Origin of the sequence: Citrobacter sp. wls711 (genome assembly GCF_005281055.1) — a bacterium.
GTDB lineage: Bacteria > Pseudomonadota > Gammaproteobacteria > Enterobacterales > Enterobacteriaceae > Citrobacter > Citrobacter gillenii.
On record NZ_SZXC01000009.1, the window covers coordinates 112,391 to 134,702 of the forward strand.

21 protein-coding genes, 1 pseudogene and 1 other annotated feature are annotated in these 22,312 nt (G+C 51.7%); of the genes and pseudogenes, 12 read left to right on the forward strand and 10 right to left on the reverse strand.

Features of this window, described 5'->3' with window-relative positions:
* The first annotated feature begins 13 nt into the window (after positions 1–13).
* The 3 genes from FDW98_RS04945 to ugd all read left to right on the forward strand — a co-directional run bounded on the left by FDW98_RS04945 (position 14) and on the right by ugd (position 3,743).
* Positions 14–763, forward strand: a complete 750-nt coding sequence (locus tag FDW98_RS04945; RefSeq protein WP_096756614.1) for a glycosyltransferase — start codon at positions 14–16, stop codon at positions 761–763.
* Between the two features lie 171 nt (positions 764–934).
* Positions 935–2,341 (forward strand): NADP-dependent phosphogluconate dehydrogenase, encoded by a 1,407-nt coding sequence (gene gndA / locus FDW98_RS04950; protein ID WP_096756615.1) that lies wholly within the window; start codon positions 935–937, stop codon positions 2,339–2,341.
* A 235-nt stretch (positions 2,342–2,576) separates the two neighbouring features.
* Positions 2,577–3,743 (forward strand): UDP-glucose 6-dehydrogenase, encoded by a 1,167-nt coding sequence (gene ugd, locus FDW98_RS04955; protein WP_096756616.1) that lies wholly within the window; start codon positions 2,577–2,579, stop codon positions 3,741–3,743.
* Between the two features lie 46 nt (positions 3,744–3,789).
* Here ugd and hisIE read toward each other — a convergent pair whose 3' ends face one another.
* From hisIE to hisL, 9 genes are all read right to left on the reverse strand, one after another.
* On the reverse strand, positions 3,790–4,401 hold the full coding sequence (gene hisIE, locus FDW98_RS04960) for a bifunctional phosphoribosyl-AMP cyclohydrolase/phosphoribosyl-ATP diphosphatase HisIE (protein WP_137398748.1): 612 nt from the start codon (positions 4,399–4,401) through the stop codon (positions 3,790–3,792).
* Entirely contained in the window at positions 4,395–5,171 is a 777-nt protein-coding gene (gene hisF / locus FDW98_RS04965) for an imidazole glycerol phosphate synthase subunit HisF (RefSeq protein WP_096756618.1), read from the reverse strand. The genes hisIE and hisF overlap by 7 nt, the downstream gene beginning before the upstream one ends.
* Positions 5,153–5,890 (reverse strand): 1-(5-phosphoribosyl)-5-[(5-phosphoribosylamino)methylideneamino]imidazole-4-carboxamide isomerase, encoded by a 738-nt coding sequence (gene hisA / locus FDW98_RS04970; protein ID WP_096756619.1) that lies wholly within the window; start codon positions 5,888–5,890, stop codon positions 5,153–5,155. Before hisA ends, hisF begins: the two co-directional genes overlap by 19 nt.
* Complete coding sequence (gene hisH / locus FDW98_RS04975) at positions 5,890–6,480, reverse strand: imidazole glycerol phosphate synthase subunit HisH (protein ID WP_096756620.1); 591 nt, start codon at positions 6,478–6,480, stop codon at positions 5,890–5,892. Before hisH ends, hisA begins: the two co-directional genes overlap by 1 nt.
* Complete coding sequence (gene hisB / locus FDW98_RS04980) at positions 6,480–7,547, reverse strand: bifunctional histidinol-phosphatase/imidazoleglycerol-phosphate dehydratase HisB (RefSeq protein WP_096756621.1); 1,068 nt, start codon at positions 7,545–7,547, stop codon at positions 6,480–6,482. The genes hisH and hisB overlap by 1 nt, the downstream gene beginning before the upstream one ends.
* Positions 7,544–8,623 carry a histidinol-phosphate transaminase gene (gene hisC, locus FDW98_RS04985; RefSeq protein WP_096756622.1) on the reverse strand — a complete coding sequence of 360 codons (1,080 nt, stop codon included), beginning with the start codon at positions 8,621–8,623 and terminating at the stop codon, positions 7,544–7,546. The genes hisB and hisC overlap by 4 nt, the downstream gene beginning before the upstream one ends.
* A complete protein-coding gene (gene hisD, locus FDW98_RS04990) occupies positions 8,620–9,924 on the reverse strand; it encodes a histidinol dehydrogenase (RefSeq protein WP_096756623.1) in 1,305 nt (434 codons plus the stop codon). Before hisD ends, hisC begins: the two co-directional genes overlap by 4 nt.
* A 127-nt stretch (positions 9,925–10,051) precedes the next feature.
* Complete coding sequence (hisG, locus tag FDW98_RS04995; RefSeq protein WP_096756624.1) at positions 10,052–10,951, reverse strand: ATP phosphoribosyltransferase; 900 nt, start codon at positions 10,949–10,951, stop codon at positions 10,052–10,054.
* A gap of 46 nt (positions 10,952–10,997) precedes the next feature.
* Positions 10,998–11,120, reverse strand: a sequence feature (His leader region).
* Positions 11,096–11,143, reverse strand: coding sequence for a his operon leader peptide (gene hisL, locus FDW98_RS05000; protein ID WP_100250077.1), 48 nt, complete (start codon positions 11,141–11,143; stop codon positions 11,096–11,098). It overlaps the preceding feature by 25 nt.
* A 175-nt stretch (positions 11,144–11,318) precedes the next feature.
* On the opposite strand from hisL, the gene FDW98_RS05005 reads away from it, so the two are divergent.
* From FDW98_RS05005 to FDW98_RS05020, 4 genes and pseudogenes are all read left to right on the forward strand, one after another.
* On the forward strand, positions 11,319–12,143 hold the full coding sequence (locus tag FDW98_RS05005; protein WP_096756625.1) for an SDR family oxidoreductase: 825 nt from the start codon (positions 11,319–11,321) through the stop codon (positions 12,141–12,143).
* A gap of 41 nt (positions 12,144–12,184) precedes the next feature.
* Positions 12,185–13,169 (forward strand): annotated as a pseudogene (locus FDW98_RS05010) (LysR family transcriptional regulator).
* A 161-nt stretch (positions 13,170–13,330) separates the two neighbouring features.
* Complete coding sequence (gene yoeI, locus FDW98_RS05015; RefSeq protein ID WP_101706264.1) at positions 13,331–13,393, forward strand: membrane protein YoeI; 63 nt, start codon at positions 13,331–13,333, stop codon at positions 13,391–13,393.
* Positions 13,383–14,744, forward strand: a complete 1,362-nt coding sequence (locus FDW98_RS05020) for an APC family permease (protein ID WP_162604171.1) — start codon at positions 13,383–13,385, stop codon at positions 14,742–14,744. Before yoeI ends, FDW98_RS05020 begins: the two co-directional genes overlap by 11 nt.
* Before the next feature lie 102 nt (positions 14,745–14,846).
* Here FDW98_RS05020 and sbcB read toward each other — a convergent pair whose 3' ends face one another.
* Positions 14,847–16,271, reverse strand: a complete 1,425-nt coding sequence (gene sbcB / locus FDW98_RS05025) for an exodeoxyribonuclease I (RefSeq protein WP_096756628.1) — start codon at positions 16,269–16,271, stop codon at positions 14,847–14,849.
* 399 nt (positions 16,272–16,670) lie between these two features.
* On the opposite strand from sbcB, the gene phsA reads away from it, so the two are divergent.
* From phsA to sbmC, 5 genes are all read left to right on the forward strand, one after another.
* A complete protein-coding gene (gene phsA, locus FDW98_RS05030) occupies positions 16,671–18,944 on the forward strand; it encodes a thiosulfate reductase PhsA (protein ID WP_096756629.1) in 2,274 nt (757 codons plus the stop codon).
* Between the two features lie 14 nt (positions 18,945–18,958).
* Entirely contained in the window at positions 18,959–19,537 is a 579-nt protein-coding gene (phsB, locus tag FDW98_RS05035; protein WP_096756630.1) for a thiosulfate reductase electron transport protein PhsB, read from the forward strand.
* Positions 19,534–20,301 carry a thiosulfate reductase cytochrome B subunit gene (phsC, locus tag FDW98_RS05040; RefSeq protein WP_096756631.1) on the forward strand — a complete coding sequence of 256 codons (768 nt, stop codon included), beginning with the start codon at positions 19,534–19,536 and terminating at the stop codon, positions 20,299–20,301. Before phsB ends, phsC begins: the two co-directional genes overlap by 4 nt.
* Before the next feature lie 150 nt (positions 20,302–20,451).
* The gene (dacD, locus tag FDW98_RS05045) at positions 20,452–21,624 is read left to right on the forward strand and encodes a serine-type D-Ala-D-Ala carboxypeptidase DacD (RefSeq protein ID WP_096756632.1); all 1,173 of its coding nucleotides are present in this window, start codon (positions 20,452–20,454) and stop codon (positions 21,622–21,624) included.
* A gap of 124 nt (positions 21,625–21,748) precedes the next feature.
* Complete coding sequence (gene sbmC, locus FDW98_RS05050; RefSeq protein ID WP_096756633.1) at positions 21,749–22,216, forward strand: DNA gyrase inhibitor SbmC; 468 nt, start codon at positions 21,749–21,751, stop codon at positions 22,214–22,216.
* The last annotated feature ends 96 nt before the right edge of the window (positions 22,217–22,312 follow it).

Sequence of the window (22,312 nt, forward strand, 5' to 3'; positions counted from 1 at the left end):
GGTTTTAATAAAGATGGTGCGCTTGTTTGTTTCGACGGTAAGTCATAATAATGATCAGATGATTGTCGAGAACAATGTCTTGCCTTCGTTAAGTTCTAATTATGAGGTTGTTGTTAAATGTAATACCAAATGCACAGATCTTCTCCGTTCGTTAGAGAAAGAAAATAACATTCATATCATTGATGATGAGTATTCTCGTGGCTTTGGTGATAACAATAATATTGCTTTTGAGTATTGTAAAAGTAATTTAGGAATGCAGCCTGATGACTATTTCTTAACTCTTAACCCAGATGTTATTATTGATATTCATATTATTCATCAATTACTAGATCGGGTAGTTAATAGAAATATAGGTATTGCAACCATTAACTTATTTAAAGATTTAGAATTGAAAAATACAGAAGGTTCTATTAGAAGGTTTCCCGGTGTATTCACTCCTGCGATTACTTTTTTATTAGGGAGGAATCCTGATGAATATCATAAGGAGTCTATTGATTGTGAGGTTTTTGTTGATTGGGCTGCTGGATCTTTTTTACTCTTTAAAGCATCTGTTTATGAGGAGTTAGGTGGTTTTGATGAAAAATACTTCATGTATTTTGAGGATGTTGACATATGCCGTCGGGCAAGAAAATATGGGTATAAGATAATATATTATCCAGATTTGAAAGCTACTCATTTTGGTGCATATCGAAACAGAAACATTTTATCGAAAAATTTTGTATGGTATTTACGGAGTTATATTGCTTATCATACTGGTTGGTAAACGAGAGTCTGGCGCTGATTTATATAGTCTATAGAATATTTATACAGATTTAATCTACCATAGAAGTTATCTGTATATTACACAGCAGTAAAGTTGTAAGTTAAAATGATATTGGTAACATTGACCTCATCTCTTGGGTTGATGTGCAATCAAATCTGACAGGAGTACATAATGTCTAAGCAACAAATCGGCGTCGTTGGTATGGCTGTGATGGGACGCAACCTGGCGCTCAACATCGAAAGCCGTGGTTACACCGTGTCCGTTTTCAACCGCTCACGTGAAAAAACGGAAGAGGTTATCGCCGAGAATCCGGGGAAAAAACTGGTTCCTTACTATACGGTAAAAGAGTTTGTTGAATCCCTTGAAACGCCTCGTCGGATCCTGTTGATGGTGAAAGCGGGCGCGGGAACTGATGCTGCTATCGACTCCCTGAAACCTTATCTGGATAAAGGTGACATCATCATTGATGGCGGTAATACGTTCTTCCAGGACACTATTCGCCGCAATCGTGAACTGTCTGCAGAAGGTTTCAATTTCATTGGTACTGGTGTTTCCGGTGGCGAAGAAGGCGCCCTGAAAGGCCCTTCCATCATGCCGGGTGGACAGAAAGAAGCTTATGAACTGGTAGCGCCAATCCTGACCAAAATCGCCGCGGTTGCTGAAGATGGTGAGCCGTGTGTTACGTATATCGGTGCCGACGGTGCGGGTCACTACGTGAAGATGGTTCACAACGGTATCGAATACGGTGACATGCAGCTGATTGCTGAAGCCTACTCACTGTTGAAAGGTGGTTTGAACCTGAGCAACGAAGAACTGGCCACCACCTTTACCGAGTGGAATAACGGTGAGCTGAGCAGCTATTTGATCGACATCACCAAAGATATCTTCACCAAAAAAGATGAAGATGGTAAATATTTGGTGGATTTCATTCTGGATGAAGCGGCGAACAAAGGTACCGGTAAATGGACCAGCCAAAGCTCTCTGGATCTTGGTGAACCACTGTCGCTGATCACTGAATCTGTGTTTGCACGTTACATCTCTTCGCTGAAAGATCAGCGTGTTGCGGCCTCTAAAGTCCTGTCTGGACCTAAAGCTCAGCTTGCGGGTGATAAGGCAGAATTTATTGAGAAAGTGCGCCGTGCATTGTATCTGGGTAAAATTGTGTCTTACGCTCAGGGCTTCTCACAACTGCGTGCCGCATCCGACGAGCATAACTGGGATCTGAATTACGGCGAGATTGCAAAAATCTTCCGTGCGGGTTGTATTATTCGCGCGCAATTCCTGCAGAAAATCACCGATGCCTACGCTAAAAATCCTGGTATCGCGAACCTGCTGCTCGACCCATACTTCAAGAACATTGCCGATGAATACCAACAGGCACTGCGTGATGTCGTAGCGTATGCCGTGCAGAATGGTATCCCGGTACCGACATTCTCTGCTGCTGTCGCTTATTACGACAGTTATCGTGCAGAAGTATTGCCCGCTAACCTAATCCAGGCCCAGCGTGATTACTTCGGTGCGCATACCTACAAACGTACTGATAAAGAAGGTGTTTTCCATACCGAATGGATGGAATAAGTCTTCTGATAGTCACTGGCCCGGTTCTCTAACCGGGCTTTTTTTTATCTTAAATCTGATTGATTTACGTTGATTGCTTAATCTTTACTTAATATTTCTGGCGTACCCTGATAAAGAAAATCTGAATTGTTTTAACCTTCGTTGACACAATATTCATCAAAACGTTAAAACATTATTCTCTTATCAGGATGTACGACATCATGATTAAATATTAAGTTAATACTGAGAGCATGAAATGAAAATTACCATTTCTGGTACCGGATATGTTGGCCTGTCAAATGGTCTTCTTATCGCCCAACATCATCAGGTCATTGCTCTGGACATTGTCGCTTCACGTGTCGAGATGCTAAATAATCGGATGTCTCCGATAGTCGATAAAGAAATTGAACAGTATCTACAGTCAAACGGTATTGATTTTAAAGCTACGTTAGATAAGTCCTATGCTTATCAGGATGCAGATTTTGTCATTATCGCAACGCCGACAGATTATGATCCTGAAACAAATTATTTCAATACGTCCAGCGTTGAATCTGTAATTAAAGATGTTATTGAAATAAACCCCAGTGCAACAATGGTTATTAAATCTACCGTGCCCGTTGGCTTTACTCAGAGCATGCGTCAGAAATTTAACTCGCAGAATATTATATTCTCTCCTGAGTTCCTGCGTGAAGGAAAGGCGCTATATGACAATTTACATCCATCGCGTATTGTCATTGGTGAACGGTCCGCACGTGCAGAGCAATTTGCTGCGTTGTTACAAGAAGGGGCGATAAAGCAGGATGTCTCGGTCCTGTTTACGGACTCTACTGAAGCGGAAGCCATCAAACTCTTTGCAAACACCTATCTGGCGATGCGGGTTGCCTATTTTAATGAACTTGATAGTTATGCAGAGAGTTTAGGTCTCAATGCGCGCCAAATCATTGAAGGCGTATGTCTGGATCCACGCATAGGCAATCATTATAACAATCCGTCATTCGGATATGGCGGATATTGCCTGCCAAAAGATACTAAGCAGTTACTCGCTAATTATCAGTCTGTACCAAATAATATTATTTCGGCAATCGTCGATGCAAATCGTACACGAAAAGACTTTATTGCTGATGCTATTCTTTCCCGAAAACCTAAAGTTGTCGGTATCTATCGCCTGATTATGAAAAGCGGATCGGATAATTTTAGAGCATCGTCTATCCAGGGGATTATGAAACGAATTAAAGCCAAGGGTATTCCGGTTATAATTTATGAGCCTGTGCTGGCAGAGGAAAGCTTTTTCCATTCAAGGGTAGAGCGCGATTTAGATAGATTTAAATATGAGGCCGACGTCATTATTTCTAACCGGATGGCGGAGGAGCTGATAGATGTTGCGGATAAGGTCTATACCCGAGATTTATTTGGTAACGATTAAAGGTTCTGCGCAATAAAGATACCGGCATGACGCCGGTATCAGTCTATTATTGATGGCGTTTGCGTAAATTCTTAATCACCGTCGTTAGATCGAGATCCTGATCCTGCAGCAGTACCAGCAGGTGGTACATCAGGTCGGATGCTTCATTGGTCAGTTCGAAACGGTCATGTACCGTTGCGGCCAGCGCGGTCTCCACGCCTTCTTCACCGACCTTCTGAGCGATGCGTTTGGTGCCGCTGGCGTACAGTTTCGCGGTGTAGGAACTCTCCGGGTCCGCCGTTTTACGCTCAGCAAGTAGCTGTTCAAGTTGATACAGGAACAGCCACTGGTGGCTGGCCTCGCCAAAACAGCTGCTGGTCCCTTTATGGCAGGTAGGCCCAATCGGGTTCACCAGCACCAGCAGGGTGTCGTTATCGCAATCGGGCGTAATGCTGACCACATTGAGGAAGTTGCCGGAAGTTTCGCCCTTGGTCCACAGGCGCTGTTTGGTGCGCGAGAAAAAGGTCACTTTGCCGCTTTCAAGGGTTTTGTCCAGTGCATCAAGGTTCATATAACCCAGCATTAATACTTCGCCGGAGACCGCATGCTGTACAACAACCGGCATCAGTCCGTCGGTTTTTTCCCAGTCCAGTTCGCGGTATTGTTGCTTCGTTAACATATCCTGATCTCCACGCCCTGCGTTGCCAGGTACGTTTTTAATTCACCAATATTAATAATCTGCTTGTGGAACACTGAAGCGGCGAGCGCGCCATCGACATCCGCATCCTGGAAGGCAGCAAGGAAGTGTTCCATGGTTCCTGCGCCGCCGGAGGCGATCAGCGGAACGTGGCATACCTCCCGTACTTTTTTCAGCTGTTCGAGATCGTAGCCGTTACGCACGCCGTCCTGGTTCATCATATTGAGGACGATTTCGCCTGCGCCGAGTTTTTGCACCTCTTGAACCCAGTCGAGGGTTTCCCACTGGGTGACGCGGGTACGGCTTTCATCGCCGGTGTATTGATTAACGTGATACTTCCCGGTTTCGGCGTCATGCCAGGTATCGATCCCAACCACGATGCACTGCACGCCAAAGCGTTCGGCCAGGCGGGTAATCAGCGACGGGTCAGCCAGCGCCGGGGAGTTGACTGAAATTTTATCAGCGCCGAAGGTCAGTATTTTCGCGGCATCGTCCACTGACTTAATCCCGCCCGCCACGCAGAACGGGATGTCGATCACTTCTGCTACGCGCGATACCCAGCTCTTATCGACTACACGTCCATCGCTGGAGGCGGTGATATCGTAGAACACCAGCTCATCTGCGCCCTCGTCGGCATAGCGTTTCGCCAGCGGGACGATGTCGCCGATGACCTCGTGATTACGAAACTGGACGCCTTTCACTACCTGACCATCGCGAACGTCCAGACACGGAATTATGCGTTTTGCCAGCATTGGATGGCCTCCTCAACGGTGAATTTTCCTTCCAGCAGCGCGCGTCCGACGATCACGCCGCGCACGCCGGTTCCGCGCAGGGCGGCAACGTCGTCGATATCACCAATACCGCCGGATGACTGAAAGGCCACCTGCGGATATTTAGCGCAGACTTCTTCATATAGCGATACGTTAGAGCCTGCCAGCGTGCCGTCGCGGGAGATATCGGTGCACAGCACATGCTTCAGGCCAACGGGCAGGTAGGTTTCCACCAGTTCTTCCAGCGAAACGCCGGAGTCTTCCTGCCAGCCGCTGACCGCGACCTGCTTGTTACCTTTTTCATCAATACGCACATCCAGCGCCAGCACCAGCGCATCCGCACCGAAACGCTCGAACCAGCCTTTCACAACTTCCGGAGATTTTACCGCCGTCGAGCCAACTACTACGCGAGCCACACCGGCCGCCAGCAGGGCTGCAACGTCTTCTTCCGTGCGCACGCCGCCGCCAACTTGCACTGGCACGTTGACGCCGGCGACCAGCGTTTTAATCAGCGGGATCTGACGCTTGAGTGGATCTTTCGCGCCGGTTAAATCTACCAGGTGCAGAACCTCTGCACCCTGTGCGGCGTAATCCTGCAAACGCGGCAGGGGATCGTTGCCGTAATCACGCTGGGTGGCGTAATCGCCCTGGTGGAGACGCACAACTGTGCCGTCGATTAAATCTAATGCCGGAATAATCATCACATCTCCAGAAAATTTTTCAGCAACAGCGCCCCAGCGGCACCCGAGCGCTCAGGGTGAAACTGTACGCCGAAGAAATTGTCTTTTTGTACCGCGGCGGTGAACGGTTCACCGTAATGGCACTGGGCAATGGTCGAGGGATTGACCGGCATTGCGTAGCTGTGAACAAAATAAAAATACGCGCCGTCGTCAATGCCGCGGAACAGGCGATTTCCCGCCTGCGGATACACCCGGTTCCAGCCCATATGCGGCAGCGGCAGGCCAAAGTCGGTCATTTTGGGAACGTCCTGCTCAATAATGCCCAGCAGATCGATGCCATTGCTCTCTTCACTACGCCGGCCAAGCAGTTGCATGCCTAAACAAATCCCCAGTACCGGTTGGGTACAGGCTTTGATCAGCTCAATCAGATCACGCTCATGCAGCTGTTCCATCGCCGCCTGTGCGGTACCGACGCCAGGCAGAAAGAGCTTATCGGCGCGCAGTACCACATCGGCATCGCGGCTGACGATCGGATCATAACCGTGACGCGCCACCGCGGATTTCACCGAGTTGAGGTTGGCGCAGCCGGTGTCGAGGATCACCACGTTCATCACAGCACTCCTTTTGAGGAGGGGAGAGTATCGCCTTCCACGCGAATCGCCTGGCGCAGCGTACGGCCAAAGGCTTTGAACAGGCTTTCCACACGGTGATGATCGTTCTTGCCCTTGGTCTTGAGGTGCAGCGTCACGCCCATGGTGTAAGAGAGCGAACGGAAAAAGTGCTCGATCATTTCGGTGCTCAGATCGCCAACGCGCTGATAGGTGAATTCAGCCCGGTATTCCAGGTGCGGACGTCCGGAGATATCCAGCGCGCAGCGGGCCAGGCATTCGTCCATTGGCAGCACAAACCCGAAGCGGTTGATGCCACGCTTGTCACCCAACGCCAGTTTTAACGCTTCGCCCAGCGCCAGACCGGTATCTTCTACGGTGTGGTGATCGTCAATATACAAGTCGCCCTTGACGGTGATTTCCATGCGAAAACCGCCGTGGGTCGAGATTTGATCCAGCATGTGGTCAAAGAAGCCGACGCCGGTATTAATTTTGCTGCGACCCTCGCGGTCCAGCCACACTTTGACGTCAATCTGCGTTTCTTTGGTATTACGCTCAACGTGGGCGTAGCGGTCGCGTTTGGTCAACTGTTCGCTAATCATCGACCAGTTCAGGGTGTCACGGTGGTAGCGTAACCCACCGATTCCCATGTTTTCAGCCAGCTGAATGTCGGTTGCGCGGTCGCCAATCACGTAGCTGTTCGCGGTATCCAGCGCCTGTTCAGCCAGATACTGTTCGACCAGCTTCACTTTTGGCTTACGGCAGTCGCATTCGTCTGCTGGCAGGTGCGGGCAGATCAGCACCTCATCAAACACCACGCCCTGCGAGGTGAAAATCTGCATCATCAGGTTATGCGGCCCGTCAAACTCAGCCTGCGGGAAGCTTTGCGTTCCCAGTCCATCCTGGTTGGTGATCATCACCAGCTTATAACCGGCTTTTTGCAGCTTGAGCAGTGCAGGGACAACCTCTGGCTCAAAGGCCAGTTTGTCAAAGCGATCAACCTGAAAGTCACTTGGCGGTTCTGAAATCAGGGTTCCATCACGGTCAATAAAAAGATACTTCTGGCTCATACTTGCTCCGCACGTAAAGCGTCAATGACGCGCTGGCTTTCTTCACGGGTGCCGACGGTGATCCGCAGGCAGCCGCTTAATGAAGGTTGTTTGTTCTGGTCTCGTAAGATAATGCCCTGATCCCACAAAGATTTAAACACAGAACTGGAAGCGGTAAAGCGGGCCAGAATATAGTTGGTTTCAGAGGTGAAAACCTGCTCCACGCACGGAATGGTTTTCAGCGCATCCACCAGATACTGACGTTCTAGCAGGATCTGCGCTACGCGTTCACGCATGGCGGCAATGCCTTGTGATGTCAGCGCCTGGGCGGCGATATCGGCTACCGGCGTCGACAGCGGGTAGGGGGCGATCACTTTCAACAGCAGGTTAATAACCTCTTCATTGGCCAGCGTAAATCCGCAGCGCAACCCTGCCAGCGCAAACGCCTTGGAAAGGGTACGCAGAACCACCAGGTGTGGATATTCCGTTAACCAGCCGGCCAGCGTCGCCTGCGGACAGAACTCAATGTACGCTTCATCGGCGACCACAATGGCTTTACCTTGGGTCATTTCAAGTAGCGAGCGTAGATCTTGTGGGTTAATCAACTGGCCGGTCGGATTGTTAGGGCTGCAAACGTAAACCACCTTCACGCCATTAAGCTTGTCGGCAATGCCCTGGAGATCGAGCTGCCAGTCGGCAAGCGTAGGCACGGTGCGGCATTCAACGCCGATGGTCTCAGCGCTGACGCTGTACATGCCGTAGGTCGGCGGGCAGTAAAGAATGGCATCCTGGCCGGGTTCACAAAACGCGCGGACCAACAGTTCGATACCTTCATCTGCCCCCCGGCTAACCAACACCTGCTCCGGTTTAACGCCCGCGTACTGTGCATAATTCTCAATCACCGCTTTTGGCTGACATTCCGGGTAACGGTTAAGCGTTTGCTGGCTGAGCTGAAACTCAACGGCCGTCGGAAACTCGTTGGCATTCAGCCAGACGTCACCATTACCGCCCAGACGACGGGCAGACTGATAGGGCGTCAGTTCGCGGACATTTTTACGGGCTAAATCGGTGACGCTAAGAATGTTGTCAGTGCTCATGCTTGCTCCTTGAGGGCGTTAACACGCAGGGTGACGGCATTTTTGTGGGCGGTCAGTCGCTCCGCGGCGGCCAGCGTTTCGATGGTTGAGGCGAGGGCTGAGAAACCTTGTGGCGACAGTTCCTGGACGGTCATCCGCTTTTGGAAGTCTGCCAGCCCAAGGCTTGAACAGGTCGCGGTGTAGCCGTAGGTCGGTAGCACGTGGTTTGTGCCTGAGGCATAATCACCGGCGGATTCCGGTGACCAGTCACCGAGAAACACGGAGCCGGCGCTGGTAATGTCATCAACCAGTTCACGGGCGTTACGGGTCTGAATGATCAGGTGCTCTGGGCCGTATTGATTAGAAATGGCGATGCACTGCGCCAGATCCCGGGTCACAATAAGACGGCTGGCGCAGAGCGCCTGACGCGCTGTTTCCGCACGTGGTAGTTCAGCAAGCTGGCGTTCAACGGCGTCAGCCACGCGGCGGGCTATCCCGGCATCTGGCGTCAGCAGGATCACCTGAGAATCCGGGCCGTGCTCGGCTTGTGAGAGTAAATCAGAGGCGACGAAATCCGGGGTCGCGCCGCTGTCGGCAATCACCAGCACTTCGGAAGGCCCGGCCGGCATATCAATGGCCGCACCGTCCAGACGCTGGCTTACCTGGCGCTTGGCCTCCGTTACCCATGCATTACCGGGGCCAAATATTTTGTCGACTTTGGGTACCGATTCGCTACCGAAGGCCAGAGCGGCAATAGCCTGGGCACCACCGACGTTAAACACTTCCTGCACACCGCACAGCTGTGCCGCATACAGAATTTCGTCGGCGATGGGCGGTGGCGAACACAGCACCACGCGTTGGCAACCAGCAATACGGGCAGGTGTGGCAAGCATCAATACCGTCGAGAAGAGCGGGGCCGACCCTCCCGGAATATACAAACCGACGGAGCTGACCGGACGGGTCACCTGCTGGCAGCGCACGCCGGGCTGCGTTTCAATATCTACCGCGGGCAGTTTTTGCGCGTTGTGAAAAGTTTCAATGTTTTTCACCGCGACCGCCATCGCCTGCTTGAGGTTATCACTCAGACGCGCGCTGGCGGCGGAAATCTCTTCGGCACTGACTTTCAGCGCGCTGACGGTGGTTTTATCAAATTTGGCGCTGTATTCGCGCAGCGCCGCATCACCGCGTGATTTGACGTTATCCAGAATGTCGCTGACGGTACGGGTGATGCTGTCCGAGGCAGAGATTGCCGGGCGCATCAGCAATTCGCGTTGCTGCTCTGTGCTGCAGGTATTCCAGTCAATCAGGGTATTGAAGCTCATGGTCGTTACTCCATTATCGGGTGTTGCCGGATGGCGGCGCTGCCTTATCCGGCCTACAAGACCCGTAATATCAATGATTGTGACAATTCTTGTAGGCCTGATAAGCGAAGCGCCATCAGGCATCAGATCACTCCATCATCTTCTCAATTGGCAGCACCAGAATCGAACTGGCACCGAGTGCTTTCAGTTTTTCCATGGTTTCCCAGAACAGGGTTTCGCTGCTGACCATGTGCATGGCTACGCGCTGCTGATCGCCCGCCAGCGGCAGAATAGTTGGACGCTCTGCGCCTGGCAGCAGGGCGATGACTTCGTCCAGACGTTCGGTTGGGGCGTGCATCATGATGTACTTGGATTCGCGGGCCTGGATAACGCCCTGAATACGGGTCAGCAATTTATCGATCAGCTGCTGCTTGGCTTCTGCCATCTCGCCGTCGCGCTGGATCAGGCAGGCTTTGGAGCGGTAAATCACCTCGACTTCACGCAGGCCGTTGGCTTCCAGCGTGGCGCCGGTTGAGACCAGATCGCAAATCGCATCGGCCAGGCCCGCACGCGGGGCAACTTCCACCGAGCCGTTTAGCAGGCAGGATTTAAACGTGACGCCTTTCTGATCGAGATAACGTTTCAGCAGGTGCGGGTAGGAAGTGGCAACACGTTTACCGTTCAGCGAAGCCGGGCCGTCCCAGGCTTCGTCAGCCGGGGTGGCTAACGAGAGGCGACAGCCACCGAAGTCGAGACGACGCAGCGTAAAGTAGCGCGGATCTTCGCCCTGCGCCCGGCGGTTGAGCAACTCTTCTTCCAGAACGTTTTCACCAATGATGCCGAGGTCAACCACGCCGTCCATCACCAGACCCGGAATATCGTCATCACGCACGCGGAGAATATCAATCGGCATGTTCTCTGCCATCGCAATCAGGCGCTGGGTGTGAAGATTAATTTTAATGCCACAGCGGGCCAGTAATTCGCGTGAATCATCGCTTAAGCGGCCTGATTTCTGCATAGCTATGCGTAAACGGGTATTGTCTAACATTCTCTTGTCCTCGTTATCCTGTCTGAATCGGTTTGGGTCACGCACCAAAAAAAAGCCCCCGGAAGAATTCTTCCGGGGGCTTTCTCATGCGCTCATGCACCACTGGAAGAGTTAAATGTCTCCCAGCACACATCGCCTGAAAGACTAGTCAGGATGATGGTGATGATGGTGTTTAAATTGAGCGCGTGTCATAAAATATTCTCGATGAATGTTTATTCATTTGATGTCTTTTAACCTAAACCACTTTAGTCACCGAAAGCAAGGGCTTTTTTTGATCATTAATTCATTTCATATTGATACTATGAATTGTCAGCCACCGTAAGCTGTCGTAGCCTTGGGTAATAGGCTCAAAGTCAGGAGAAAAGGCATGAAAAAGGTCGCAATTGTCGGGTTAGGTTGGTTAGGCATGCCGTTAGCCATGTCGCTGGCGGCGCGAGGCTGGCAGGTCACCGGCAGCAAAACCACGCTGGATGGGGTGGAAGCGGCCCGTATGAGCGGTATCGAAAGCTATTCGCTGCGCCTTGAACCTGAGCTGGTGTGCGCGTCAGACGATCTCGATGCGCTGATGGATGTCGATGCGCTGGTCATCACGCTGCCCGCCCGCCGTAGCGGTCCGGGTGAAGATTTTTATCTGCAGGCGATGCAGGAGCTGGTCGACAGTGCGCTGGCATACCGCATTCCACGGATTATTTTTACCAGCTCGACGTCGGTGTATGGTGACGTACAGGGAGCCGTGAAAGAAGGCTCGCCGCGTAATCCGGTGACGGCAAGCGGTCGTGTGCTGAAAGAACTTGAGGACTGGCTGCATAACCTGCCGGGGACCTCGGTAGACATTGTGCGCCTCGCCGGGTTGGTTGGTCCGGGCAGACACCCAGGGCGTTTTTTCGCCGGTAAAACGGCACCGGATGGACAGCATGGCGTCAATCTGGTGCATCTGGACGATGTGGTGTCGGCGATCGCTTTGCTGCTCCAGGCACCGAAAGGAGGACACATCTATAATATATGTGCGCCTATGCATCCGGCGCGTAATGTGTTCTATCCCCAGATGGCGCGTTTGCTGGGGCTGGAGCCGCCGGAATTCCGGGACGGTGTGGATAACGGTAAAGGTAAAGTCATTGACGGCAACCGAATTTGCAATGAACTTGGGTTTGAGTACCAGTATCCCGACCCGCTGGTGATGCCGATGGAGTGACAGACCAGCAGCGTGCCGTCATATACCGCCAGGGGGCGAGTATGAAACCACTGCTGGACGTTCTGATCATCCTCGACGCGTTAGATAAAGAGGGAAGTTTCGCGGCGGCGTCGGCAAAATTGTTTAAGACGCCGTCCGCGCTGAGTTATACCGTCCATAAGCTGGAAAGCGATCTGAATATTCAATTGTTGGATCGCAGCGGGCATCGGGCGAAGTTTACCCGCACCGGGCAGATGCTGCTGGAAAAGGGGCGGGAGGTACTGCATACCGTCCGCGAACTCGAAAAACAGGCCATCAAACTGCACGAAGGTTGGGAGAACCAGCTGGTTATTGGCGTGGATGACACTTTTCCTTTTTCACTGCTGGCCCCGCTTATCGAATCCTTCTACCTGCACCACAGCGTCACGCGGCTTAAATTTATCAACGGTGTACTGGGCGGTTCCTGGGAGGCGCTCACCCAAGGGCGGGCCGATATTATCGTCGGGGCGATGCATGAACCGCCTTCCGCGAGTAACTTTGGTTTTGCGCGTTTAGGTGACCTCGAACAGGTGTTTGTGATCGCACCGCATCATCCGCTGGCGCAGGAAGACGAACCACTGCAACGGCGTACCATTAAACGTTTCCGTGCCATTGTGGTGGGGGACAGTCCTCATCTGGCGAGCTTGTCGGGTTCTCAACTGCTTGACGATCAGGATGCAATCACCGTTTTTGACTTTAAAACCAAGCTGGAACTGCAGATCAGTGGGCTGGGATGCGGGTATTTACCGCGCTATCTGGCACAACGTTTTTTGGACAGCGGTGCCCTGATAGAGAAGAAAGTGGTCGCACAAATTATGTTTGAACCGGTGTGGATTGGCTGGAATGAACAGACGTCAGGATTAGCCAGCGCCTGGTGGCGAGATCAGATTTTAGCAAATAGTGCTATCGCAGGCGTTTATGTAAAATCGAGTGTCGATAAATCAGACAGTTAGAGAAAAATATTTATTTTTGGCTATCTCATTCTCTTGTTATTTCTCTCCAATTTAGTGCAAAATACGCCGCTTGCAAAAAATGACATTAGCCGACGTTTTAATACGCGTCGGTTATTTTTTTGCATCAAACCAATCATTCATAAAAGAGGCCGGGCTTCGTACCGGATAGATACTTACTAAAAACCGACAGTTGTTGTCGCTGAGGAATCCGTAAAAATGGGGCAATTTTTTGCTTACGCGACCGTATTCACCGTAAAGGGGAATGACCATGTCGCATAACGTTACTCCAAACACCTCTCGCGTGGAATTACGTAAAACGCTTACGTTGGTTCCGGTTGTTATGATGGGCCTTGCCTATATGCAACCGATGACGCTGTTCGATACATTTGGTATCGTTTCGGGCTTGACCGATGGTCATGTCGCGACGGCTTATGCTTTTGCGTTGGTTGCCATTCTCTTTACTGCGTTGAGCTACGGTAAACTGGTTCGCCGTTTCCCGTCAGCTGGCTCTGCGTATACCTATGCCCAGAAATCCATTAGCCCGACCGTAGGCTTTATGGTGGGCTGGTCATCGCTGCTGGACTATCTGTTCATGCCGATGATCAACATCCTGTTGGCTAAAATCTACTTTGAAGCGCTAGTGCCGTCGGTACCGTCGTGGATCTTTGTTGTCGCGCTGGTGGGCTTTATGACCATCTCGAATCTGCGCAGCATCAAGGCCGTCGCGAACTTCAATACCCTGATTGTTATTTTGCAGATGGGTATTGTGGCGGTGATTGTTGGCCTGATTATTTACGGCATTATGCACGGCGAAGGCGCAGGCACGCTGACCAGCACCCGTCCATTCTGGTCTGAAGGCGCGCACGTGGTGCCGATGATTACCGGTGCAACTATCCTGTGCTTCTCGTTCCTTGGTTTTGACGGCATCTCTTCGCTGTCAGAAGAAACCAAAGACGCAGAGCGCGTTATTCCGAAGGCTATCTTCCTGACCGCGCTGATTGGTGGCCTGATCTTTATTGGTGCCTCCTACTTCCTGCAGCTGTACTTCCCGGATATCTCTCGCTTTAAAGATCCGGACGCGTCACAGCCGGAAATCATGCTGTACGTTGCGGGTAAAACCTTCCAGTGGGGCGTGCTGGTGTTCTCCAGCGTAACCGTACTGGCATCCGGTATGGCGGCACATGCGGGCGTTTCTCGTCTGATGTACGTGATGGGGCGCGATGGCGTATTCCCGACCCGTTTCTTCGGTTATATTCACCCGAAATGGCGTACTCCTGCATGGAACGTGCTGCTGGTGGGTGCGATTGCGCTGCTGGCAATCAAATTTGACCTGGTGACGGCGACGGCGCTGATCAACTTCGGTGCGCTGGTGGCGTTTACCTTCGTGAACCTGTCTGTGATTTCACAGTTCTGGATCCGCGAAAAACGCAACAAGACGCTGAAAGACCACTTCAACTACCTGGTCATGCCGGTGTGTGGTGCTCTGACCGTCGGCGCACTGTGGGTTAACCTGGAAGAAAGCTCGATGGTTCTGGGTCTGATCTGGGCGGGTATTGGTCTGGTTTACCTGGCTTGCGTGACCAAAAGCTTCCGCAATCCGGTTCCACAGTACGAAGATATCGCGCAGTAATTGATGTTTGCCGGACTGGGGGCCTTGCGCCACCATCCGGCAAATTGCCTAACCGGAGACATGTTCTCCGGTTTTTTATTACCTGCGTGTTAGTTTCTCTTCTTACACAATCTCTTCGGCGTATTGCCAGAGTGATTTCAGCAGCACCAGTTTCTCTTTATTATCAGCGTACTGTTGACTCAGCATCTGCAATTCATTGGCATATTGCTGTAAAAACTCTGCGGTAAACACCTGACGGCGATGTTCCAGCCAGCGCTGCTGTTCAGCCTCATCCAGCGTGCCGGGGAAGTTACGCGCGCGGTAATTAAACAGCAGCTTTTCAATACGCTTATCAACAAAGGTAACATCCAGTGCCGGTAAATTGCGTGGGTCGGTTTCCAGCACGATTTTCATCGCGGCGCGGTCGGCATCGCTGAAAAAACCGTTATACAGTTGGGCATCCACGTTGTCTGACGGTGTGAAGGGTTCTGCCTCGGAAAAAATAGCCACCACTTTATCGCGAACCTGCGGGTTTTCACGCAGGATTTTGAGGTTATCCAGACAATGCTGACGGTTAATTCCCAGTCGGTCAGCATCTTCCGGGCGTAGCGTGTTGGCCTGAGCCAGAACCGGGCATTTGTTGATGTGCACCAGTTTCACGGGTACCGCTACGTTATCGCCCAGGTCGGCTTTGGCGGTGTAAAGGCGCTCACGCAGCGTGTCGCTGTCCAGCTCAAGCAGGGGAGAAATATCACCGGCTAAGTCAACCATGATGACCGCGTTGCGATTGTCCGGGTGCCAGGCGAGCGGCGCAACCCAGCTGGTATTGCCGCGCCATGCGCCGAACATGCCGGAGACATGAACCAACGGTTTCATTTGTGGGACATCGATCAGGGCGGCCAGCTTGTGCTTGTTCCGGTGGCTATAGAGATAGTCGAACAGACGAGGCTGACGCGACTTAACCAACTGCGCCATCGCAATGGTGGCGTACACGTCGGCCATCGCATCGTGGGCGTTGGCGTGTTCAATGCCGTTGGCTTTGGTCAAATGCTCAAGGCGGAAACTGGGTAACCCGTCGTCGTTTTCTGGCCAGTTAATGCCTTCCGGACGCAGGGCATAACAGGCGCGCATGACATCCAGTAAATCCCAACGTGAATTATCGTGCTGCCAACTCCAGGCGTAGGGGTCGTAGAAATTGCGGTACAGGATATTGCGCGTCACTTCGTCGTCGAAGCGCACATTGTTATAGCCCACAATACAGGTTTTGGGCACGGTAAACAGGGCGTGAATGCGGGCAGCAAACGTTGCTTCGTTCTCTCCTTTTTCACGCGCTTCCTGCGGAGTAATACCGGTGATAAGTACCGCTTCCGGGTGCGGCAGATAGTCGTCCGCAGGCTTGCAATAAAAAACCTCTGGATCGCCGATAATGTTGAAATCGTTATCCGTGCGGATGGCCGCAAATTGCGCGGGCCTGTCCAGCGCCGGATGGGTACCAAAGGTTTCGTAATCGTGGAAGAGAAACGTAGGGTGCTGCTTGCCGTCATTCATTGTTCAGTTATGTCCGGGATCAATTTAGCGCTTTTATAAGAGTACCAAAAAATAGTGAGGTAATCAGCAAAGCGATTATCTGTTCGGGGAATCAGGTCGCAATAAAATTGAGATGAACGGTGCTTTTATATATTTCTTGAATTAATTAAACGACCGAAACTGTATTTATTGGCATGATTATCATCAAGGGTAATTTCATTTTAATAATTTGATTGATAACCATTATTGTTATTTTTACGGTTAATTGTTGAGTTTTGGAAGTTTTAAAAATCTTTGTAAACAATAGGTTCTGATTCATCAGGATGTTCTCGCTTCATTGTAAGGAAATGTGAGTGAGGTTAAAAATTAATAATATAAACTCCATATAATAATTGGATATATCTAATAACAGGAGGTTATATGAGCATTAGTCGGCGTAACTTTTTGCGCGGCGTGGGTATTGGCTGCTCCGCATGCGCAATAGGAACTTTTCCACCGGGGGCACTGGCGCGTAATGCACCAGAGAGTATCAAGGGGAAAACCTCACTCACGCCAAGTCTGTGCGAAATGTGTTCATTTCGCTGTCCCATTCAAGCTCAGGTCATTAATAATAAAACCGTTTTCATCCAGGGGAACCCTAATGCGCCGCAGCAGGGTACCCGGGTCTGTGCCCGAGGGGGCAGCGGCGTGAGCCTGGTTAACGATCCGCACCGTATTGTTAAACCGATGAAGCGCACCGGACCGCGTGGCGCTGGAGAATGGCAGGTCATTAGCTGGCAGCAAGCCTATCAAGAAATTGCCGAAAAGATGAGTGCCATAAAAGCGCAATATGGTCCTCAGGGCGTTGTCTTCTCTTCTAAATCCGGCTCGCTTTCCGGTCATTTATTTTACCTGGCGACGGCCTTCGGTTCGCCGAATACCTTTACCCATGCCTCGACATGTCCCGCCGGGAAATCCATTGCCGCTAAAGTGATGATGGGCGGCGATCTGGCCATGGACATCGCCAACACCCATTATATGGTCTCTTTTGGCCATAACCTCTATGAAGGTATTGAGGTTGCCGACACGCACGAATTGATGACCGCACAGGAGAGAGGCGCGAAGATGGTCAGCTTCGATCCTCGCTTGTCCGTATTTTCCAGTAAAGCGGATGAATGGCATGCCATCAGGCCTGGCGGCGACTTGCCGGTACTGATGGCAATGTGCCACGTCATGATTAAAGAAAACCTGTATGACGCGCAGTTTGTGGAGCGTTACACCACGGGGTTTGCACAGCTGGCAGAGGCCGTACAAGAGACAACGCCTGAATGGGCGCAAAAGCTGGCTGATGTTCCTGCTGAGGTTATTACCCGCGTAACCCGAGAAATGGCGGCCAGCGCGCCTCGTGCCATCGTCAGCCCAGGCCACCGCGCGACGTTTTCTCAGGAAGAGATCGACATGCGGCGGATGATCTTCACCCTCAACGTACTGCTGGGCAATATCGAACGTGAAGGTGGCATGTACCAGAAAAAGGCGGCGGCAACCTACAACAAGCTGGCTGGCGAAAAGGTCGCGCCGGTGCTGGCAAAACCGGATGTGAAATTACCGAAGCCAACCGCGCAGCGCATTGATCTGGTGGCACCGCAGTTTAAATACATCGCCGCGGGTGGTGGGGTCGTGCAAAGCATTATTGATGCCGTGTTAAAGCAGACTCCTTACCCGGTGAAGGGATGGATCATGTCCCGACATAATCCTTTCCAGACCGTGACCTGCCGACCCGATCTGGTCAAAACCGTGGAACAACTGGATCTGGTGGTCAGCTGCGACGTCTATTTAAGTGAAAGCGCGGCCTATGCTGACTATCTGTTACCGGAATGCACCTACCTTGAGCGTGATGAAGAAGTCTCTGATATGTCAGGGCTGAATCCAGCCTATGCATTACGCCAACAGGTAGTTGAGCCCATTGGCGATGCTCGTCCGAGCTGGCAAATCTGGAAAGAGCTGGGTGAAAAGTTGGGTCTCGGGCAATTTTACCCGTGGCAGGATATGCAGACGCGCCAGCTGTACCAGCTCAATGGCGAGCACGCCTTATCCGCAGAACTGCGTCAGAAGGGATACCGGGAGTGGGGCGTACCGCTGTTATTTCGTGAACCTGAGACCGTGCGCCAGTTTGTCGAGCGCTATCCTGGCGCAGTGCCCGCGGACAGCGATGGTACCTACGGGGAGCAACTGCGATTCAAATCCCCGTCAGGCAAAATCGAGCTTTATTCCGCAGAGCTGGAATCGTTACTTCCCGGCTACGGTATTCCACGCGCCCGCAATTTTGCCCTGAAGGGTGAAAATGAACTCTATTTCATCCAGGGCAAGGTGGCGGTTCACACCAACGGAGCGACGCAATATGTGCCTTTACTCAGTGAACTGATGTGGGACAACGCGGTGTGGATCCACCCGACGACCGCGCGTGAAAAAGGGATTAAAAGCGGTGACGACATCTGGCTGGAAAACGCCACCGGCAAAGAAAAAGGTAAGGCGCTGGTCACGGCCGGTATTCGACCCGATACGCTGTTTGTTTATATGGGGTTTGGCGCCAAGGCCGGGGCTAAAACGGCGGCAACAACGCACGGTATTCACTGCGGTAATTTACTTCCGCACGTGACCAGTCCGGTTTCCGGAACGGTGGTGCACACCGCTGGCGTGACGCTGCGTCGGGCATGAACAAGGAGAACATCATGAATCAATCCACAAATCCCTATGTCATGCTGCATGACGAAAAACGCTGCATTGGCTGCCAGGCATGTACGGTTGCCTGCAAGGTTCTGAACGATGTGCCGGGGGGGTACAGCCGCCTGCAGGTGCAGATCCGCACCCCGGAAAAAGAGTCAGACGTCCTGTCTCATTTTCAGTTTGTGCGAGTTTCTTGCCAGCACTGTGAAGATGCGCCCTGCGTGAGCGTTTGCCCGACCGGTGCTTCATTTCGTGACGAAAACGGTATTGTGCAGGTGGACAAGTCGCGCTGTATTGGCTGCGACTATTGTGTTGCGGCCTGTCCGTTTCATGTACGTTATCTGAATCCGCAAACGAGTATCGCTGACAAATGCAATTTTTGTGCAGATACCCGCCTCGATGCCGGGCAAGCGCCGGCCTGTGTTTCTGTTTGTCCAACCGATGCGCTGAAGTTTGGCCGTCGCGATGACCCGGAGATCCAGCACTGGATAAGTCAAAAAGAGGTATATCGCCAGCAGGATACGCGCAGTGGTGAGGTGAGTCTTTATCGGCGTAAAGAGTATCATCAGGAGGGGAAAGTATGAATGCTATCTGGGGAGCAGAGCTTAACTATGCGCCGGACTACTGGCCGCAGTGGCTCATTTACGCAGGTGTGGTCATCCTGCTGATGATTGTGGGTCTGGTGGCGCACGCGCTGCTGCGCCGGATGCTGGCACCTAAAACCGCAACCGGTGAAGAGCATCGTGACTACCTCTACTCGTTAGCGGTCCGCCGCTGGCACTGGGGAAATGCGCTGTTGTTCGTTCTGCTGTTGGTGAGCGGTTTGTTTGGTCACTTTTCGATTGGACCGGTGGCGCTCATGGTGCAGGTACACACCTGGTGTGGCTTTGCATTACTGGCCTTCTGGGTGGGTTTCGTGCTGATAAATGCCACCACCGGCAACGGTTGCCACTATCGGGTGAAATGTAGCGGACTGATTTCGCGCTGCCTGCAGCAAACGCGCTTTTACCTGTATGGGATAATGAAGGGGGAAGCGCATCCGTTTGCCGCGACGGCAGAGAGTAAATTTAACCCGCTACAACAACTGGCCTATCTGGCCATCATGTATGCGCTGGTACCGTTGTTGATCATCAGCGGTTTGTTGTGTCTTTACCCACAAGTTATCGGCGCAGGTCCGGTTATGCTGGTGTTGCATATGGCGTTGGCGATTATTGGCATTCTGTTTATTTGTGCGCATATCTACCTGTGCACGCTGGGCGACACGCCGGGGCAAATCTTTCGCAGCATGATCGACGGCTATCACCGGCATCGCAGCCATCACGCAGATGTATCACCGCGTAAAGGGTAATATAGTGCGAATTTATCACTACCGGTTTATCTGATACCTGCATTCCATTGCAAGAAAATGTGCCTTAAGTCACATTTTCTTGCAATTTATCCCTGTTTGTTCTTCAGAATTTCCGTAAAAAGAACGGCTATTTTTCCTTTTCCTGAGGACATGCTGTTGAAACGCCGTTTGTTTATTGCCGCTTCCCTTTTCGCGATGAGTTTTTCCTCCGCCTTTGCGGCGGATGTCGCCAGTTTTGCTCCCCAACCTCCGGCTATCAATGCGGGTGCGTGGGTGCTGATGGATTACACCACAGGCCAAATTCTTACCGCAGGTAATGAGCACCAGCAGCGTAACCCCGCCAGTCTGACCAAGCTGATGACCGGCTATGTTGTGGATCGCGCCATCGACAGCCAGCGTATTAGCCCGTCAGATATTGTCACCGTTGGGCGTGACGCGTGGGCGAAAGACAATCCGGTATTTGTCGGTTCATCGTTAATGTTTTTAAAACAAGGTGACCGCGTTTCAGTACGTGATTTAAGTCGCGGCTTAATTGTCGATTCCGGCAACGATGCCTGCGTTGCGCTGGCGGATTATATCGCCGGTGGGCAGCCACAGTTTGTCGCGATGATGAACAGTTATGTGCAAAAGCTGAAGTTGCAGGACACCCATTTTGAAACGGTGCACGGACTGGATGCCCCAGGCCAGCACAGTTCGGCTTACGATCTGGCTGTGTTATCGAGGGCTATCATTCACGGCGAGCCTGATTTCTATCATATGTACAGCGAGAAAAGCCTCACCTGGAACGGCATCACCCAGCAGAACCGTAACGGTTTATTGTGGGATAAAACCCTGAACGTGGATGGGCTAAAAACGGGACATACCTCTGGTGCCGGGTTTAACCTGATTGCATCTGCGGTAGACGGACAGCGTCGATTAATCGCCGTTGTAATGGGGGCCGAGAGTGCAAAGGGGCGTGAAGATCAGGCGCGTAAGCTGCTGCAATGGGGACAGCAAAACTTTGACACGGTGCAGGTTCTGCGTAGTGGTAAGCAGGTCGGCGTTGAGCGGATCTGGTATGGCGATAAAGAAAAAATCAGTCTCGGTACCGAGCAGGATTTTTGGATGGCGCTGCCTAAAGCCGAAGTGGCGAATATTAAAGCAAAGTATGTGCTTGATAAGAAAGAGCTGGTCGCCCCCATTGCCGCACATCAGCGCGTGGGCGAAATTGAACTCTACGACCGGGATCAGCTGGTGGCGCATTGGCCGCTGATGACGCTGGAGTCAGTCGGTGAGGGGGGCGTGTTTTCGCGCCTGAGCGATTATTTTCACCATAAGGTGTAGATTTCTGTTTGTGCACCAAACTGGCAAGACTGCGAATCTGCTCACATAATAATCACTATTTCCTTGAGGCCGTAATACGCAGAAATTATACTGTGTTTTTATACAGTGACATGCGGGAGGTTATATGGAGTATGAGATAAAGCAGGTAGAAAGACGCAGGATTGCCGGGTTTCACATGGTTGGACCGTGGGAACACACGGTAAAGCAGGGGTTTGAACAGCTGGTTATGTGGGTCGACGGTAACCAGATTGTGCCGCTGGAATGGATAGCCGTCTATTACGACAACCCAGACGTGGTTCCGGCAGATAAACTGCGCTGCGATACCGTAGTTTCAGTGCCTGAAGGTTTTGAGATCCCCGAAAACAGCGAAGGGGTGATCCTGACTGAACTGGCGGGCGGCGACTATGCCGTGGCCGTTGCCCGTGTTGAAAACCATGACTTTGCCACACCCTGGTATCAGTTTTTTGACCGTCTGTTGCAGGATTCGTCCTGGCAGTTATCGGCCAAACCGTGTTTTGAAATTTACCGAAACAATGGCATGGAGGACGGATACTGGGATATTGAAATGTACGTGCCGGTGCAGGCGAAGTAACGGTTTTGGGTGTGAATCAGGATAAAAGGCCTGTTGATAACGGTAATGTTTTCACTGAAAAAACAGGTACAATTCTGTTCTTTGCTATTCCCTGAC